Origin of the sequence: Burkholderia sp. RF7-non_BP4, assembly GCF_001521935.1 — a bacterium.
GTDB lineage: Bacteria > Pseudomonadota > Gammaproteobacteria > Burkholderiales > Burkholderiaceae > Burkholderia > Burkholderia diffusa.
The window spans coordinates 153,265-169,118 of record NZ_LOTA01000031.1 but is presented as its reverse complement, the minus strand read 5'-3'; the positions used below and the strand labels follow the sequence as shown (position 1 = coordinate 169,118).

Below are 15,854 nucleotides of genomic sequence, written 5' to 3'. Positions count from 1 at the left end.
AACGGCCCGGCGCTTGTCGCGGCCCACATCAGCGTGCGCGGCCTTTCCATCTCCTCAGCAGCAGCGCATTCGTCACGACACTGACGCTGGAGAACGCCATCGCCGCGCCCGCGATCACCGGATTCAGCCAGCCGAGCGCCGCGAGCGGCACGCCGATCAGGTTGTAGACGAACGCCCAGAACAGGTTCTGCTGGATCTTCCGATACGTCCGCTTCGAGATGTCGATCGCATCGGCGACGAGCGCCGGGTCGCCGCGCATCAGCGTGATGCCGGCCGTATGCATCGCGACGTCGGTGCCGGTCGCCATCGCGATGCCGACGTCGGCCGCGGCGAGCGCGGGCGCGTCGTTGATCCCGTCGCCGACCATCGCGACGATTCCGCCGTGCGTGCGTTTCAGTTCGGCCACCACGCGTGCCTTGTCGTCGGGCAGCACCTGCGCATGCACTTCGCCGATCCCGAGCGTCGCCGCGACGGCCGCCGCGCTGCCGCGGTTGTCGCCCGTGACGAGCACGCTCGCGACGCCACGCGCCGACAATGCCGCGATCGCGTCGCGCGCGCCCGGCTTCACGGTGTCGCCGAACGCGATCAGCGCGAGCAGCGCGCGCGGTGCGTCGGCACGCATCAGCCACGAGATCGTGTTGCCCGCGCGCTCGAGTTCCGCGGCACGCGCGTCGAGTTCCGGCGGCACGACGATGCCGAGTTCGTCGCGCCAGCGGGTGCTGCCGAGTGCGAGAAGCTCCCCGCCGACGCGCGCCTCGACGCCGCGTCCGGCCACCGCGCGCGCGTCGGCCGCGACAATCTCGGCCGAACCCGCGCCGCCGCCGCGGGCCACGACGTCCGCATCGTGCGCGGCGACCACGGCGCGCGCGAGCGGGTGGTCGCTTTGCCGCTGGACCGCGGCCGCGAGAGCGAGCGCTTGCTCACGTGGGATGCCGACGGCGTCGAATGCCGTCACGGACGGTTTGCCTTCGGTCAGCGTGCCGGTCTTGTCGAACGCGATCACCGTGGTGCGCTGCGCGAGTTCGAGCGCCAGGGCGTCCTTGATCAGCACGCCATGGCGGGCCGCGACGCCGGTGCCCGCCATGATCGCGGCGGGCGTCGCGAGGCCGAGCGCGCACGGGCACGCGATGACGAGCACCGCGACCGCGTTGAGGATCGCCGTTTCGATGCCGGCGCCGGCGATCAGCCAGCCGGCCAGCGTCAGCACGGCGATGCCGAGGATCGCCGGCACGAACACTTCGCTGACGCGATCGACGAGCCGCTGGATCGGCGCCTTTTCCGCCTGGGCGGATTCGACGAGGCGGATGATGCGCGCGAGCGTCGTCTCCGCGCCGATCGCGGTGGTTTCGACGACGAGCGCGCCTTCGCCGTTGATCGAGCCGGCCGTGACCGGATCGCCGTCTTCCTTCGGCACCGGCAGGCTTTCGCCGGTGATCAGCGATTCGTCGACGTGCGAGCGGCCCGACGCGATCCGGCCGTCGACGGGCACACGCTCGCCCGGACGGATGCTGACGGTCGTGCCGACCCGCACCTGCGCCAGCGGCACGTCGCGTTCGACGCCGTGCTCGACGACGCGCGCGCGGTCGGGGCGCAGCGCGTTCAGCGCGCGGATCGCCTCGGTCGTCTGGCGTTTCGCGCGCGCTTCGAGCCATTTGCCGAAGCGCACCAGCGTGATGATGACGGCCGATGCCTCGAAATACAGATGGCCGGGGTGCGCGGGGTCGCGCAGCAGCATCCACAGGCTCAGGCCGTACGCGGCCGACGTGCCCAGCGCGACGAGCAGGTCCATGTTGCCGGTGCGTGCCTTCACCGCATGCCAGGCGGCGCGGTAGAAGCGTGCGCCGAAGCCGAACTGGACGACCGACGCGAGCACGAGCTGCAGCCAGCCGGGCAGCATCGCGTCGATGCCGAACGGCGCGACGAGCATCGGCACGATGAGCGGCACGCTCAGCACGGCCGAGCCGATCACGAGATTGCGTTCGCGGATCGCTTCGCGGCGCTTGCGGGCGTCGGGGGCTTGCGCGGGTTCGGCGGCGCGGGCTTCGGCGTCGGCCGAGGCGTCCGCGTCCGGCGCAACGGCGAGCGACGCCCGATAACCGGCCGTCGTGACCGCCGCGATCAGCGTGGCGGCGTCGAGCGTGCCGGCGCCATGCACCGACGCGCGTTCGGTCGCGAGATTGACCGACGCGCGCGTGACGCCAGGCACGGCGGCCAGCGCCTTTTCGACGCGGCCGACGCAGGATGCGCACGTCATGCCGCCGATGTCGAATTCGAGATCGCGGGAAGCGGCCGGAGGCGGCGGCGCGGCGACCGGTGTCGCGCCGTAGCCGGCTTGCCGCACGGCTTCGGCCAGTTGCGACGCGGAAACGTCCGGGGCCGCGTCGACGGTCGCGCGCTCGGTGGCGAGGTTGACGGACGCGCGCGCGACGCCGGGCACCTTCGCCAGCGCCTTTTCGACGCGCGACACGCACGACGCGCAGGTCATGCCGTCGATGTCGAGTTCGATGCTGGCGGCGGGCGCGGGCAGTGCGCTTGCCGGCGCTGCGGGCCGGGCGGTCGCGTGCATCGCATGCTCGACGTGCGCGGACGCAACGGCTTCGACCGCCGCTTCGCGCACGGCGGCGCGATAGCCGGCGGCGTCGACCGCGGCGACGAGCTGCGCGGGCTCGACCGTGTCCTGCACGGTCACCGTCGCCGCATGCGCGTCGAGATCGACCGTCGCCTCGACGACGCCCGGGACGGCGGCCAGCGCACGCTGCACGCGGCCCGTGCAGCCGCCGCAATGCATGCCGTCGATGGACAGTTCGATCGTTTGCATGTCGGCGGAGGCGAGTGGTTCAGTCATGTCGGATTCCCCAAAAGCGCGGTTCGTGCCGCGAATGACGCCAGTATCAACATTCCCATGATGGGAAGGTCAAGGGGTGGCGATGCAATACGGCATCGTGCCGACGGCCGGCCCATTCCCGCCCGACCTGCCGCCCCGCGCAGGCGGCGGGCGGCTCCGGACAAGGGTCGGATCAATGGAAGTCCAGGGCGGCTACCGCTGCGCCCGATATTCGGCATATTGGGGGATGCCCTTAGGCGCTATGATACCGGCCTGACATCAGCGCCCGCCGAGCGAAGCGGCGATCGGGCATGCTGGGGTGCCTTGCTTTCGCCGATCGTGAGTCGAACAAGGCGTTGACTGACAAGAACGATATTCGGCCAGTACTCAATGATTGAAAACCTACGAGAATCAATTTCTCTGCGGCGCGCGGCAGGCGCGTCGCTGGCTCTGGCGGCGCTGCTGGCAGGATGCGCGTCGCAGCCGGACGCGATCCAGCGGAAAACCGGCTGGATGCGTGCCGAAGTGGCCGACTCCTATGTATACGCGTATCCGCTCGTGCTGATGGACGTCGCGAAGGAAGCCGCGACGGGCGGCGACAGCGCGCAGCCGGGCCAGGCGCCGCTCAACACGCTGCGCCACGCGCAGGCGCTGCCGCCCGTCGGCGCGCTCAACCCGCCGCTGCCGGGCGTCGACACGCTCGACTCGACCGGCTGGCTCGACGTCGGTGCCGAGCCGGTGATCGTGACGCTGCCGGATACCCGCGGCCGCTACTGGGATGCCCGCGCGCTCGACATGTGGACGAACGTGCTGTGGTCGTCGTCGAGCGTGGCGGCGCGTGGCGCTCGCGGCGCCGCGCGATCGCAAACGATTGCCTTCGCCGCGAAGGACTGGCAGGGCACGCTGCCGAAGGGCGCATTGCGTATCGACGTGCCGTCGGCCAACGCGTGGCTCGAGGTGCGGCTGCAGACGAGCGGCGGGCGCGACCTCACGAACGTGAAGAAACTGCAGCGGGCGATCCGCGTGGTGCCGCTGTCCGTCTATACGGGCAGCACGCGTGGCGCGTCGGTCGCGGTCCACGCGGGCAGCGCGCCGTTGGAAGCGGCGAGCGGCGGCACGCCGGCCGAGCAGGTGGCCGCGCTCGACCCGAAGGCGTTCTTCACGCGCTTCGCGCGGGCGCTGCAGGACAATCCGGCACCGGCCGACGACGCGCACGCGAACGAATTGCTCGGCGACATCGGCGTGACGGCCGGCTACCCGGTGCTGTGGACGGGCGATCGCCTGAACGCCGCGACGGCCGGCGTCGCCGAGGCGCGCGCGCGGCTCGCGACACCGCCGTCGAACCTGCTGAACGCGAACGGCTGGAGCTGGATCGGCGACACGGCCGGCAAGTACGGCCAGGACTATGCGCTGCGCGCATACGCGGCCTACACGCAGTTCGGCACCGCGACGCGCGACGACGAGACGCTCGCGCTCGTGCGCGTCGATAGCGACGGCCACACGCTGAACGGCGCGAACCGCTACGTGCTGCACTTCGCGCCGGGCGCGCTACCGCCGGTGCGCGGGTTCTGGACGCTCACGCCGTACACGACGAACGGCGCGCTGCCCGACGTCGGCTCGGCGCGCCGCTCGCTTGGCGACCGCGACCGCTTGCGCCGCAACCACGACGGCTCGATCGACGTGGTCGTGTCGGCGTCGCCGGGCGGCACGCACGCGGCCAACTGGCTGCCGGCGCCGCGCGCCGACTTCGCGCTCGCGCTGCGACTCTACGCGCCGAAGCCGCAGGCGAGCGACGGCTCGTGGATGCCGCCCGTCGTCGTCCGAAAGTGAACCGACGGGCGCCGCCGCTGTCCGACCCGCGGGCGCGGCGGCCTCGCCCGAGCGTCGTTCCGTCACCACCTGAGCCTATACTTTCGGGATAGCGTGCGCGGCCGTGCCGGTTTTCCGGCGCGGCCCGGCATCCATTCCCGAGGCATCCAAGCATGTCAAGCGCAGACAAAGAAACCGTACCCTCGACCTTCCAAGCCCTCGGCAGCGTTGCACGCTCGCGCCGGACCCGACGTATCGGCCTCGGCGTGCTGATCTTCCTCGTTTTATTCGGACTGCTCGGATTCTTCGCGGCGCCGCCGCTGATCCGCCACATCGCCGAACAGCAACTGAGCCAGCAACTCGGCCGGCCGTCCACCGTCCAGCGCATCGCGCTGAACCCGTACACGCTGAACCTCGAAGCCGACGGCGTACACGTCGGCGAGCGCGGCGGCCAGGGCGACTTCATCGACATCGGCAAGCTCGTCGTGCGGCCGTCGTGGTCGTCGCTGTTCCGCGGCGCGCCGATCGTCAACGAAGTGCGCGTCGACTCGCCGCGCTTTCATATCGTCCGCTACGACGCGCAACGCTTCAACTTCACCGACCTGATCGAGAAGTTCTCGACGCCGTCCAAACCCGAAAGCAAGCCGACCCATTTCTCGGTGTCGAACATTCAGGTCAACGACGGGCGGATCGACTTCGACGACCGCCTGCTGAACGAAAAGCACGTGGTCGACAACTGGACGCTCGGCATTCCGTTCATCGCGACGCTGCCGTCGAAGACCGACATCTTCGTGCAGCCGAAGCTGCGCGCGCGATTCGACGGCAGCCCGATCGCGATCGACGGCAAAACGAAACCGTTCGCGCTGTCGCGCGAGTCGGAAGTCGCGCTGAAGTTCGACCGGCTCGACGTGCCGAAGCTGATTTCCTACGCGCCGGCGAAGCTGCCGGTGATCGTCACCAGCGGCCTGCTGAGCAGCGACCTCACGCTGAACTTCGTGATGAGCGGCGCCACGCCGTCGCTGCGCGTGTCGGGCACCGTGGACCTCAACGACGCGAAGGTGACCGACCGCGCGTCCGCGCCGCTGTTCGCCGCGCGCGGCGTGCACGTCGCGGCCGCCGGCCTCGAGCCGCTGCGCAACGTGCTGCATTTCGACGAGATCCGGCTCGACCAGCCGGTCGTCGACCTGGCGCGCGACAAGCAGGGCGTGCTGAACGTCGAGAAGCTCGCCGGCACGCCGGCCGCCGCGCCGAAGGCCGACGCGGGCAAGCCGGCCGTGTCGGGCGCCGCCGCATCGACCGCCGCAGCCGCCAACGCCGCGAGCGGCGCGAAGGCCGAAGTCGCCGCGAAGGAAGCGCCGCCGCTCGACCTGACGATCCGTCATTTCGCGATCGACGGCGGCACGATCAACGTCGACGACCGCGTGCCCGCGACGCCGACCGCGCTGTCGCTGACGAAGCTCGCCGCGACACTCGACGGCTTCACGCTGCAGGGCAAGACGCCCGCGAAATACACGCTGTCGACGTCGCTGTCGCGCGGGGGTGACGTGAAGGCCGAAGGCGCGTTCAGCCTGGCCGCGAAGCAGGCCGACACGAAGCTGACGGTCGACGCGCTGGCGTTGCCGGCGCTGCAGCCGTATCTCGGCGAGGCGACCCGCGCGCGCGTGCTCGACGGCACGCTCGGCGCGAGCGTCAACGCGAAGGCCGACTGGGGCAAGACGCCGCTCGACGCGCAGGTCGCCGACAGCACGGTGAGCCTGAAGTCGCTGAAGCTCGCGACGCCGGACGCGAAGGCGCCCGCGATCGTGCTGCCCGACGCGAGCGCGAAGATCGCGAAGGTCGACGTCGCCGCGCGCACCGCGGAAATCGCGAGCGTCGATGCGACCGGGCTCGCGCTCGACGTGAAGCGCCTGAAGGACGGCAAGATCGACCTGGCCGCGCTGGCCGAACCCGCGCAGGCGCCGGTGCCCAGGCGCACGGTCGCGCGCAAGGCCGAGGCGGCCGCGCCGTCGTGGCATTACCGGATCGACGCGCTGAACGTGAAGGAGTCGTCCGCGAACTTCACGGACCTGTCGACGCCGCGTCCGGTGAAGCTCGCGATCAAGCCGCTCGACCTGTCGGTGCAGAAGATCAGCGACGACATGACGAAGCCGCTGCCGGTGCAGCTGAAGGCGACGCTGAACCGCAAGGGCTCGGTGAACGTGTCGGGCGACGTGACCGCGCAGCCGCTGAAGCTCGGCCTGAAGATCAACGGCAACCGCCTCGACGCGGCCGCGTTCGAGCCGTACTTCGGCAGCGCGCTGAACGCGACCATCGCGAGCGCGCTGCTCAACGCGCAGGGCAACCTGACGTTCGCGCAGGTGAAGGACACGCCGCGCGCGACCTATCGCGGCGATGTCGCGCTGGTCGACGTGCGGATGCTCGACAAGGCGACGTCCGACCCGTTCGCGGGCTGGCGCTCGCTCGCGCTGTCGAACCTGAAGGTGAACTACGACGAGAAAGGCACCGACGTCGACGCCGCGCGCGTGACGTTCTCGAACTTCTACGGCCGCGTGCTGCTCGATGCGCAGGGGCGGCTGAACCTGAAGGACGTCGTCGCGAAGGAGACGGGCCCCGCGCAATCGCTCACGCGTGACTCGAGCAAGGGCGAACCCGTGCCGCTGTCGCCGGGCGTGACGCCGCCGGCCGCCGCGCAGGCCGCATCGGCCGCGGCCGTGCAGCAGGCGTCCGCGCCGGCCGCCGCATCGGCGACGGTCGTCGTGAAGGCCGCGCCGCCGCCGCAGAATCCGGTGCGCATGCATTTCGGCCAGCTCCTGCTGCAGAACGGCCGCGTGACCTACACCGACAACTTCATCAAGCCGAACTACACGGCGAATCTGGTCGCGATCAAAGGGACGGTCGGCGCGTTCGGCACGGACTCGACGACGTCCGCGCCGGTCGACGTCGCCGCGAACCTCGCGGGCAACGGGCCGATCTCGATCAAGGGCTCGGTGAACCCGCTGATCGACAAGCCGGCGCTGGACCTCACGGCGACCGCGCACGACATCGAGCTGACCAACCTGACGCCGTATTCGGCGAAGTACGCCGGCTATCCGATCACGAAGGGCAAGCTCAACGTCGACCTGCACTACCAGCTCGCGAACGATCAGCTGCAGGCGAACAACCACATCTTCATCGACCAGCTCACGTTCGGCGATCACGTCGAGAACGACACGGCGACGAAGCTGCCCGTGAAGCTCGCGATCTCGCTCCTGAAGAACACGCGCGGAGAGATCGACGTGAACCTGCCGGTGTCGGGCTCGCTGTCGAATCCGGAGTTCAGCGTCGGCGGGCTGATCTGGCGTGCGGTGCTGAACCTGATCGCAAAGGCCGTCACGTCGCCGTTCACGCTGCTCGCGAACGCGTTCGGCGGCAGCGGCGGCGAGGATCTCGGCTACGTCGAGTTCGCGCCGGGCACGTACGCGCTGACCGACGCGCAGCAGAAGAAGCTCGACACCGTCGTGAAGATGCTGACCGAAAAGCCGTCGATCCGGCTGGACCTGATCGGCCGCGTCGATCCGGCGAAGGACACGCCGGGGCTGCGCGACGCGTACGTCGAGCGCCTGGTGCGTCAGCAGAAGCTGAAGGACGTGGTCGGCCAGGGCGAGAGCATCGACCCGATGTCGGTGAAGGTCGAACCGGCCGAGTACAGCAAGTACCTGACGCGTGCGTACAAGGCCGCCGACTTCAAGAAGCCGCGCAACCTGATCGGCTTGCAGAAGACGCTGCCCGATGCGGACATGAAGCAGGCGCTCGCCGATCACGCGCCGGCCGACGACAATGCGCTGCGCGCGCTCGCGCAGCGGCGCGCGGAGGCCGTGCGCCAATACCTCGACGGCAAGATCGATTCGAGCCGCATGTTCGTCGTGGCGCCGAAGCTCGATGCGAAGGGCATCGAGGACAAGGGCGCGACGACGCGCGTCGACTTCGGCCTGCAGTAAGCCGCGTCACGCCATCATCCGCCGCCGCCGCGCCCGACCGGCAATCGGGCGCGGCGGCGCGCCTTCCTGTCAGCGCTCGGCGATCGCCGGTTCGCGCTTGTCCAGTTCCTTCCTCGCGGCCAGCGGCAGGCGGGCGTCGTCCCACTGCGTCAGCCACTCGACTTCCTTCGCGGTGAACACCTGTCCGTAGTTGCGCAGCGCGTACTGCAGCGCGTCGACGACGTGATGGCGAATGATTTCGGGGGTACGTGCATCGTCCAGCACGAACCGGAGAGCTTCCAGGGTCGACATAGTCGTGCTCCGGGTCAGGGAAAACCCTTTATCACACGCCAATAGTCATGCGCCAAGCACGAAAAAAAATCGCGCGGCGGGCGATGGCGCGCACCCTGCACCGGCCCGGTGCGCGCGTCGCGGCGTGCGCCTGGGGCACCCTGCATTGCGACGGCGTCGTGTCATTTGCGATTGGTTACGTTTGACAGAAAACAGAAAGCCCCGCTTCATCGGAGCGCCGCACGATCCGGCCATATTTTGCGCGCCTGTTGGCAGGTCACGCAGTTCAACGTCAATCGATGAGGTGGGGTGATGATGTCTTTCCTTGGTAAGCAGCGGAAGGTGGTGGCGATGGTGGCGGGCGCGCTGGCGCTCGCAAGCGCGGGTGTCCACGCCGCGCAGCAGGACGGCAACGGTCAGGGCGACGCCGCCGGCCACGGCCGGCGCGTCGTGAAGCACGTGCTGCTGATCAGCGTCGACGGCCTGCACGAGCAGGACCTCGCGCGCTGCATCGGCGCGAACACGTGTCCGAACATCGCGGTGCTCGCGCAAAACGGCGTCACGTACACGAACGCCTATACGCCGGGCCTGTCGGATTCGTTCCCGGGCCTCGCGGCGCTCGTGACGGGCGGCTCGCCGAAGACGGCCGGCCTGTTCTACGACGTGTCGTACGACCGCAATCTGTATGCGCCGAGCGACACGACCTGCTCGGGCAAGCAGGGCTGGAACGTCGTGTTCGACGAGACGACCGGCATCGACGCCATCAACGGCGGCGCGCTCGTGCACCTCGACGGCGGCGGCGCGTTCAATCCGCAGGCGATCCCGCATGCGAAGGTCAATGGCCAGTGCGTGCCGGTCTATCCGCACAACTACGTGAAGACCAACACGGTGTTCGAGGCCGTCAAGGCCGGCGTGCCGAACGCATACACCGCATGGGCCGACAAGCACGCGTGGGGCTACGACTGGCTGAACGGCCCGTCGGGCACCGGCGTCGACGATCTGATGCGCACCGAGATCAACTCGATCGACCCGGCGACGAACACCGCCTACACCGACGTCTATTCGCACACCGCGCGCTTCGACAACCTGCACGTGCAGGCGCTGGTCAACCAGATCGACGGCCGCGATTCGACCGGCACGAAGAACGCGCCGGTGCCGACGCTGTTCGGCGCCAACTTCCAGACGCTCAGCGTCGCGCAGAAGGCGCCGGTCGCGAAGGGCGGCGGCTATCTCGACGCGAACTTCACGCCGAACGGCCAGGTCGCGAACGCGATCACGTACGTCGACAACTCGATCGGCCGCATCGTCAACGAGTTGAAGCAGCGCAACCTGTACACGTCGACGGCGGTGATCGTCACGGCGAAGCACGGCCAGTCGCCGACCGATCACACGAAGCTCGTGAAGAACGGCGACACGCTGACGAAACTGCTCGAAGCGAACAACTATCTCGACCCGAACGGCAACTTCGGCCAGAACAACACGACGACGGGCAACCTGAACGACGGTTCGGGCCTGGTCGGCACGGGCTTCGTGCAGACCGACGACGTCGGCCTGATCTGGCTGCGCGACCGCAGCCAGCGCACGGCCGTGGTGCAGACGCTGAAGGCGAACCTCGGCTGCAACGCGCCGGGGATCTGCGCCGACGGCTCGCAGGCATACATCCTGTACGGCGCGGCGCTGGCCGACCGGTTCGGCGATCCGGCGAACGGCCGCACGCCGGACATCGTCGTCCAGCCGAATCCGGGCGTGATCTACACGTCGAGCACGAAGAAGGACGAGGAGCACGGCGGCAACGCGCCGGACGACAGCCACCTCGGCCTGCTCGTGTCGTATCCGGGCCTCCACCGCGCGCGCACCGTGAGCGATCTCGTCGGCACGAAGCAGGTCGCGCCGACCATCCTCGGGCTGCTCGGCGCCGAACCGAAGCTGCTGCACGCGGTCGTGGCCGAGAACACGCGCGTGCTGCCGGGGCTCGGTATCGACCACTGACGCAACGTGACGGACGGCACGGCGACGTGCCGTCCACGCGTGCCCGGCCCTGTCGGGCACGCTCATCTGTCCGCGCATTCGTCGAGCATCCATTCCCTGAAGCGTCGCAACGCGGCGCTCGTCTCGAGGCGCTCCGGCGCGTAGCACAGGTAGTGCCCCTGCGCGTCGACGTCGACGGGCGCGTCGAACGGTTCGACGAGCGCGCCGCTCGCGAGCGTGTCGACGATCAGGAAGCGCGGCACGAGCGCGAGCCCGAGCCCGGCTTGCGCGGCCTGGATCAGCACCGAATACTGTTCGAAGCGCGGCCCCGCGAGCGCGTTCATCCGGGCGACGCGATGGCGCTCCGCCCAGAGCGACCATGCGATTTCCGCCTGCTCGTGCACGAGCCGCGGCGCGGCGGCCGTGTCGGCGGGCGTGCGCAGCGCATGCCGCGCCGCGAATTCGCCGGAACAGACCGGCACGAACGTGCGGCCGTCCAGGTAATCGCACCGGACGCCCTCCCATGCGCCGTCGCCATAGCGGATCGCCGCGTCGAGCCCGAACGGAAACACGTCGCCGTGCGCGAGATGGCGGCGAAAACTCAGCGTGACCGCTGGCGCGACGGCCAGAAAGCGCGCGAGACGCGGCACCAGCCACTTCGTCGTGAAGGTCGGCACGCTGGCGATCGTCAGCAGGTCGCTGTCCTCGCGCGCGCTCAGCAATTCGATCGATGCGTTGCCGATCTCGCGCAGCGGGCCGATCACGCGCGCGTGATAAACCTGCCCGGCCCGCGTGAGCGCGAGATTGCGCCCCTCGCGCACGAACAGCTTCACGCCGAACAGCGCCTCGAGATTCGCGATCTGCCGGCTGACCGCGCTCGGCGTCAGGCCAAGCTCGCGCGCCGCATACGAGAAGTTCAGGTACTTCACGGAACTCGCGAACGCGTGCAGCTCCGCGACGTTGGGAAACAGGTGCTTCACGGCGAACTATTCCTTGCGCGCACAGATCGATGCGGGCGTTGTACGTTTTTTTCATGACGATGCCATGTCGGATCCGCACACTGCGTCCGTCACGACAACGCGTGCCGGCCCGGCCCGGCGGGCGTTGCGTGACCCGTTCCGTGTCCGTCAGCGAGATTCGCCATGCATTCGCCATCCGCTCCGGCTCTTGCCGAAGCTATTCCGATTCGTCGTAACAAACGGCCGCGCGCGATGGCGGGACACCTGCTGCTGCGGGCGTTCGTCGCGGCGTTCGGGCTGTATCTCGCGCTGCCGATCGTGCTGCTGCTGATCGGCTCGGTCGGCCAGTCGTGGACGAACACGCTGCTGCCGACCGGCATCACGTCGCACTGGTTCGCTGATCTGGCCGCGAATCGCAGCTTCACCCGCGCATTCGGCACGAGCCTCGCGGTCGCGCTCGCTTGCTGCGCGATCAATGCCGTGCTGGCGCTGCCGCTCGCGTATGCGCTGCATCATCGCGCACTGGCCGGCCGCGGCTTCGCGGCGCGCATCGTGATGCTGATGCCGATCGCGGTGCCGGCGCTGACGCTCGGGTTCGGCTACATCGCGATCTTCAGCGGCGATGCGCTGCCGTGGCTCGGCACGCTGCCGCTGATGATCGCCGCGCACGCCGTGCTGACGCTGCCGTACCTGTTGCAGACGCTGCTGAGCGACCTGCGGCACCTGGGCCTCGCGCATCTCGAGGCATGTGCGGCGACGCTCGGCGCGACGCCGCTGCGCCAGTTCGTCACGATCGTGCTGCCGAACTTGCGGCACAGCCTGTTCTCCGGCCTCGTGATGGTCGCCGCGCTGTCGATCGGCGAATTCCAGATCTCGAACCTCATCGCCGGCTTCCGTTACCGCAACTATCCGATCGTGCTGCTGCAGGCGTTCTACGGCGCGTCCGGGATGGCCTGCGCGGCGACCGTCGTGCTGCTCGTCCTCGCCGTGCTCGCGACGCTCGCCTCCGTCTTCACCGTGCAACGCCTGAAGTGAAACCGTCATGAGTCTCGATTTCGAAAACGTCAGCTTCCAGTATCCGGGCGCCCGTCACGGCGTCGACGCGGTCACGCTGTCCGCGGCCCAAGGCGAACTGCTCGCCGTGATGGGCCGCAGCGGCTCCGGCAAATCGACGCTGCTGCGCCTCGCCGCCGGCCTGCTCGACGGCTACCGCGGCCGTATCGCGATCGGCGGCCGCGACATGGCCGGCGTGCCGGTGTGGCAGCGCGAGGTCGGGATGGTGTTTCAGCACTACGCGCTGTTTCCGAACCTGTCGGTCGTCGACAACGTCGCCTATGGCCTGAAGATGCGCGGCATGGCCGCGGCGCCACGCCGCCGCCGCGCGCTCGAGATGCTCGAACGTGTCGGTCTCGCCGCGCAGGCCGGGCGCAGCACGGCGCTGCTGTCCGGGGGGCAGCAGCAGCGCGTCGCGCTGGCCCGCGCGCTCGTGATCGAACCGAAGCTGCTGCTGCTCGACGAGCCGCTCGCGGCGCTCGACGCCGGCATTCGCCACCAGCTGCGCGACGAGATCCGCGCGCTGCAGCGCGCATGCGGCGCGACGACGCTGCTCGTCACGCACGACCAGGACGAAGCGCTCAGCATGGCCGATCGCGTGGCGATCGTCGACGGCGGACGCATGCTGCAGGCCGGCACCCCGCGCGACCTGTACGAGCGTCCGGCGACCGCGCAGGTCGCGCGTTTCGTCGGCCATTCGACGCTGCTGCGCGGCCGTGTGCTCGCACATGGCGCGGTCGACGTGCGGTTCACGACGCTGTGCGCGGATACGGGTGCGCACCGGCCGGGCGACCCGGTCGAGGTGCTGATCCGTCCGGAGCACCTGCAGCCCGATCCCCCCGCGTACGTCGCGAACCGCATCGATGGCCGGGTCGGCGAGGTGCGCTACTTCGGCGCGACACAGCGCTTCGATTTCGTGCCCGCCGGCGCGACCGACGCACTGCTCGGCGAAGGGCGCGAACTGCCCGCGCGCTGCGTGTCGATCGAGCCGCGCCATCTGCTCGTGCTGCCCGCCGCGTGAGCGCGGGCGACCTATTCATTCAACGGAGAATCACGATGTCCGCACGCCGCCACATTCTTCATGCGACGCGCCGCCGCCTGCTGGCGCTCTGCGCGTTCGCGACCCTCGCGCCGGCGCTGGCCCATGCCGCGCCGCTGTATCCGGGCGAGGATGCGCTGTACGAGAAGGCCGCCGACGAAGGGCTCGTCGTGTCGTTCGACACGGGCCCGGAGTGGGCGAACTGGAAGTCGCTGTTCGCCGAATTCCGCAAGCGGTACCCGAAGGTCGAGATCACGTACAACGACATCGGATCGGCGGCCACGGTCGTCGCGCTCGACAAGTCGCGACGTCGCCCGCAGGCCGACACGGCCTACTACTTCGCGGCGTCGGCGCTCGATGCGACGGCCAAGGACGTCGTCGCGCCGTTCAAGCCGGTCAATTTCGACAAGCTGCCCGCGGTGTTTCGCGCGGCCGACGGCCGCTGGTTCGCGGTGCACTCGCTGAACATCGCGTTGCTCGTCAACAAGAAGCTCGTGAAGAACGTGCCGCAGCGCTGGTCCGACCTGCTGAAACCCGAATATCGCAATGCGGTCGTCTATCTCGACCCGCGCTCGACCGGGCAGGGGCAGGTCGCCGTGTTCGCCGCCGCGTATGCGAACGGCGGCAGCGTCGACAACCCGAAGCCGGGCGCGGAGTTCTTCGGCAAGCTGAAGCAGGCGGGCAACGTGCTGCGCGTCGAGGGGACGACGCCGTACGCGAAATTCGTCAAGGGCGAGATTCCGATCCTGATCGGCTACGAGAACGACGGGCTCAAGGCCAAGTACACGGACGGCATGGGCGATGCGGCCGAAGTCGTGATTCCGCAGGACGGCAGCGTATCGGCGCCGTATGCGATGAGTCTCGTGAAGAATGGACCGAATCCGGCCGCCGCGCAGTTGTGGCTCAACCTCGTGATGAGCGACGTCGGGCAGGGGCTGTTCGCGCAGGGCTACGTGCGCCCGGCCGTGCCCGGCACGCCGGTCGCGCAGGATGTCGCCGCGAAGCTGCCGAACGCGCCGCAGGTGCGTCCGCTGGACGTCGCGAAGGCCGCGACGCACAAGGCCGAAGTCGACCAGCTCTGGTCGCAGGCCACGCTCGGCAAGTAAGGGGCGCGCGATGCGGGTTTCGTCCATGCGGGATGGCGTCCTGCGCCGCTACGGCGCGACGCCGGCGGCCGCGCTGTTCGCGGTGTGCTTCGTGCTGCCGCTCGGCGCGCTCGTCGGCGCCGCGTTCGACGGCGGCGGCCGCGCGTTCGCCGCGGTGTTCGGCGATCCGCTCGTCGCCGACGCGATCGTGCATTCGCTGGCGCTCGCGATCGGCGCCGGCACGCTGTCCGTCGCCGTCGGCGTGCCGGTCGCGTTCGTGCTGGCCGGACAGTCGCCGGCGCGGCGCCGCTGGTCGCTGGCGCTGCTCGGCGTGCCGCTCGCCTTCTCCGGCCTCGTGATCGCGTACGGCTTCATCCTCGTGTTCGGCCGCGCCGGTTTCGTCACGATGCTGCTGGCGTCGCTCGGCGCGGACCCGACCGTGGTCGGCGGCGCGATCTACTCGATGCCGGGGCTCGCGTTCGCCTATGCGTATTACCTGATCCCGCGCGTCACGCTGATGCTTTACCCGGCGCTCGCGAATCTCGACCGGCGGCCGCTCGAGGCGGCGCTGACGCTCGGCGCGCGGCCGTGGCGCGCGTGGTTCGACGTCGCGTGGCGCGAGTTGTGGCCGTCGATCGCGTCCGCGTGGTGCCTCGTGGCTGCGATCGCGCTCGGCACGTACGGCACGGCGCTCGCGCTGGCCGGCACGCAGGTCAACATCCTGCCGCTGCTGATGTATCTGAAGCTGTCCGACGGACAGACCGATTTCTCGCAGGCCGCCGTGCTGTCGATCGTGCTGACGGCGCTTTGCACCTGCGTTCTTGCACTGGGGGAAGGACTTGCACGGCAACGACGTCATTGAATGGTCGA

Annotated in this window: 10 protein-coding genes; 7 read left to right on the top strand and 3 right to left on the bottom strand. The window is 69.5% G+C overall.

Features of this window, described 5'->3' with window-relative positions:
- Positions 1-28: 28 nt before the first annotated feature.
- The gene (locus WS49_RS12915) at positions 29-2,845 is read right to left on the bottom strand and encodes a heavy metal translocating P-type ATPase (protein ID WP_082725507.1); all 2,817 of its coding nucleotides are present in this window, start codon (positions 2,843-2,845) and stop codon (positions 29-31) included.
- A gap of 369 nt (positions 2,846-3,214) precedes the next feature.
- Between WS49_RS12915 and WS49_RS12910 the strand changes: the two genes are divergently transcribed.
- Positions 3,215-4,654, top strand: a complete 1,440-nt coding sequence (locus WS49_RS12910; RefSeq protein WP_059528740.1) for a DUF1254 domain-containing protein — start codon at positions 3,215-3,217, stop codon at positions 4,652-4,654.
- A 152-nt stretch (positions 4,655-4,806) separates the two neighbouring features.
- Positions 4,807-8,610, top strand: a complete 3,804-nt coding sequence (locus WS49_RS12905; protein WP_059528737.1) for a DUF748 domain-containing protein — start codon at positions 4,807-4,809, stop codon at positions 8,608-8,610.
- 69 nt (positions 8,611-8,679) lie between these two features.
- On the opposite strand, the gene WS49_RS12900 is transcribed toward WS49_RS12905, so the two are convergent.
- Complete coding sequence (locus WS49_RS12900; RefSeq protein ID WP_059448952.1) at positions 8,680-8,901, bottom strand: hypothetical protein; 222 nt, start codon at positions 8,899-8,901, stop codon at positions 8,680-8,682.
- A gap of 291 nt (positions 8,902-9,192) precedes the next feature.
- Between WS49_RS12900 and WS49_RS12895 the strand changes: the two genes are divergently transcribed.
- Positions 9,193-10,869, top strand: coding sequence for an alkaline phosphatase family protein (locus tag WS49_RS12895; protein ID WP_059528734.1), 1,677 nt, complete (start codon positions 9,193-9,195; stop codon positions 10,867-10,869).
- A 62-nt stretch (positions 10,870-10,931) separates the two neighbouring features.
- On the opposite strand, the gene WS49_RS12890 is transcribed toward WS49_RS12895, so the two are convergent.
- Positions 10,932-11,828, bottom strand: coding sequence for a LysR substrate-binding domain-containing protein (locus WS49_RS12890; RefSeq protein WP_059528731.1), 897 nt, complete (start codon positions 11,826-11,828; stop codon positions 10,932-10,934).
- A gap of 162 nt (positions 11,829-11,990) precedes the next feature.
- Between WS49_RS12890 and WS49_RS12885 the strand changes: the two genes are divergently transcribed.
- Genes WS49_RS12885 through WS49_RS12870 form a run of 4 tightly spaced genes read left to right on the top strand, consistent with a single transcriptional unit; the run spans position 11,991 to position 15,846 of the window.
- Positions 11,991-12,842, top strand: coding sequence for an ABC transporter permease (locus WS49_RS12885; protein ID WP_059528728.1), 852 nt, complete (start codon positions 11,991-11,993; stop codon positions 12,840-12,842).
- Between the two features lie 7 nt (positions 12,843-12,849).
- A complete protein-coding gene (locus WS49_RS12880; RefSeq protein ID WP_059528725.1) occupies positions 12,850-13,881 on the top strand; it encodes an ABC transporter ATP-binding protein in 1,032 nt (343 codons plus the stop codon).
- Positions 13,882-13,916: 35 nt separating this feature from the next.
- On the top strand, positions 13,917-15,005 hold the full coding sequence (locus WS49_RS12875) for an extracellular solute-binding protein (RefSeq protein WP_059528723.1): 1,089 nt from the start codon (positions 13,917-13,919) through the stop codon (positions 15,003-15,005).
- 25 nt (positions 15,006-15,030) lie between these two features.
- Positions 15,031-15,846 (top strand): ABC transporter permease, encoded by an 816-nt coding sequence (locus WS49_RS12870; protein WP_179949262.1) that lies wholly within the window; start codon positions 15,031-15,033, stop codon positions 15,844-15,846.
- The last annotated feature ends 8 nt before the right edge of the window (positions 15,847-15,854 follow it).

Excerpts from the sequence above, each read along its gene's own strand:
- WS49_RS12915 (WP_082725507.1), bottom strand. The coding sequence starts at position 2,845 with ATGACTGAACCACTCGCCTCCGCCGACATGCAAACGATCGAACTGTCC.
- WS49_RS12910 (WP_059528740.1), top strand. The coding sequence starts at position 3,215 with ATGATTGAAAACCTACGAGAATCAATTTCTCTGCGGCGCGCGGCAGGC.
- WS49_RS12905 (WP_059528737.1), top strand. The coding sequence starts at position 4,807 with ATGTCAAGCGCAGACAAAGAAACCGTACCCTCGACCTTCCAAGCCCTC.
- WS49_RS12900 (WP_059448952.1), bottom strand. The coding sequence starts at position 8,901 with ATGTCGACCCTGGAAGCTCTCCGGTTCGTGCTGGACGATGCACGTACC.
- WS49_RS12895 (WP_059528734.1), top strand. The coding sequence starts at position 9,193 with ATGATGTCTTTCCTTGGTAAGCAGCGGAAGGTGGTGGCGATGGTGGCG.
- WS49_RS12885 (WP_059528728.1), top strand. The coding sequence starts at position 11,991 with ATGCATTCGCCATCCGCTCCGGCTCTTGCCGAAGCTATTCCGATTCGT.
- WS49_RS12880 (WP_059528725.1), top strand. The coding sequence starts at position 12,850 with ATGAGTCTCGATTTCGAAAACGTCAGCTTCCAGTATCCGGGCGCCCGT.
- WS49_RS12875 (WP_059528723.1), top strand. The coding sequence starts at position 13,917 with ATGTCCGCACGCCGCCACATTCTTCATGCGACGCGCCGCCGCCTGCTG.
- WS49_RS12870 (WP_179949262.1), top strand. The coding sequence starts at position 15,031 with ATGCGGGATGGCGTCCTGCGCCGCTACGGCGCGACGCCGGCGGCCGCG.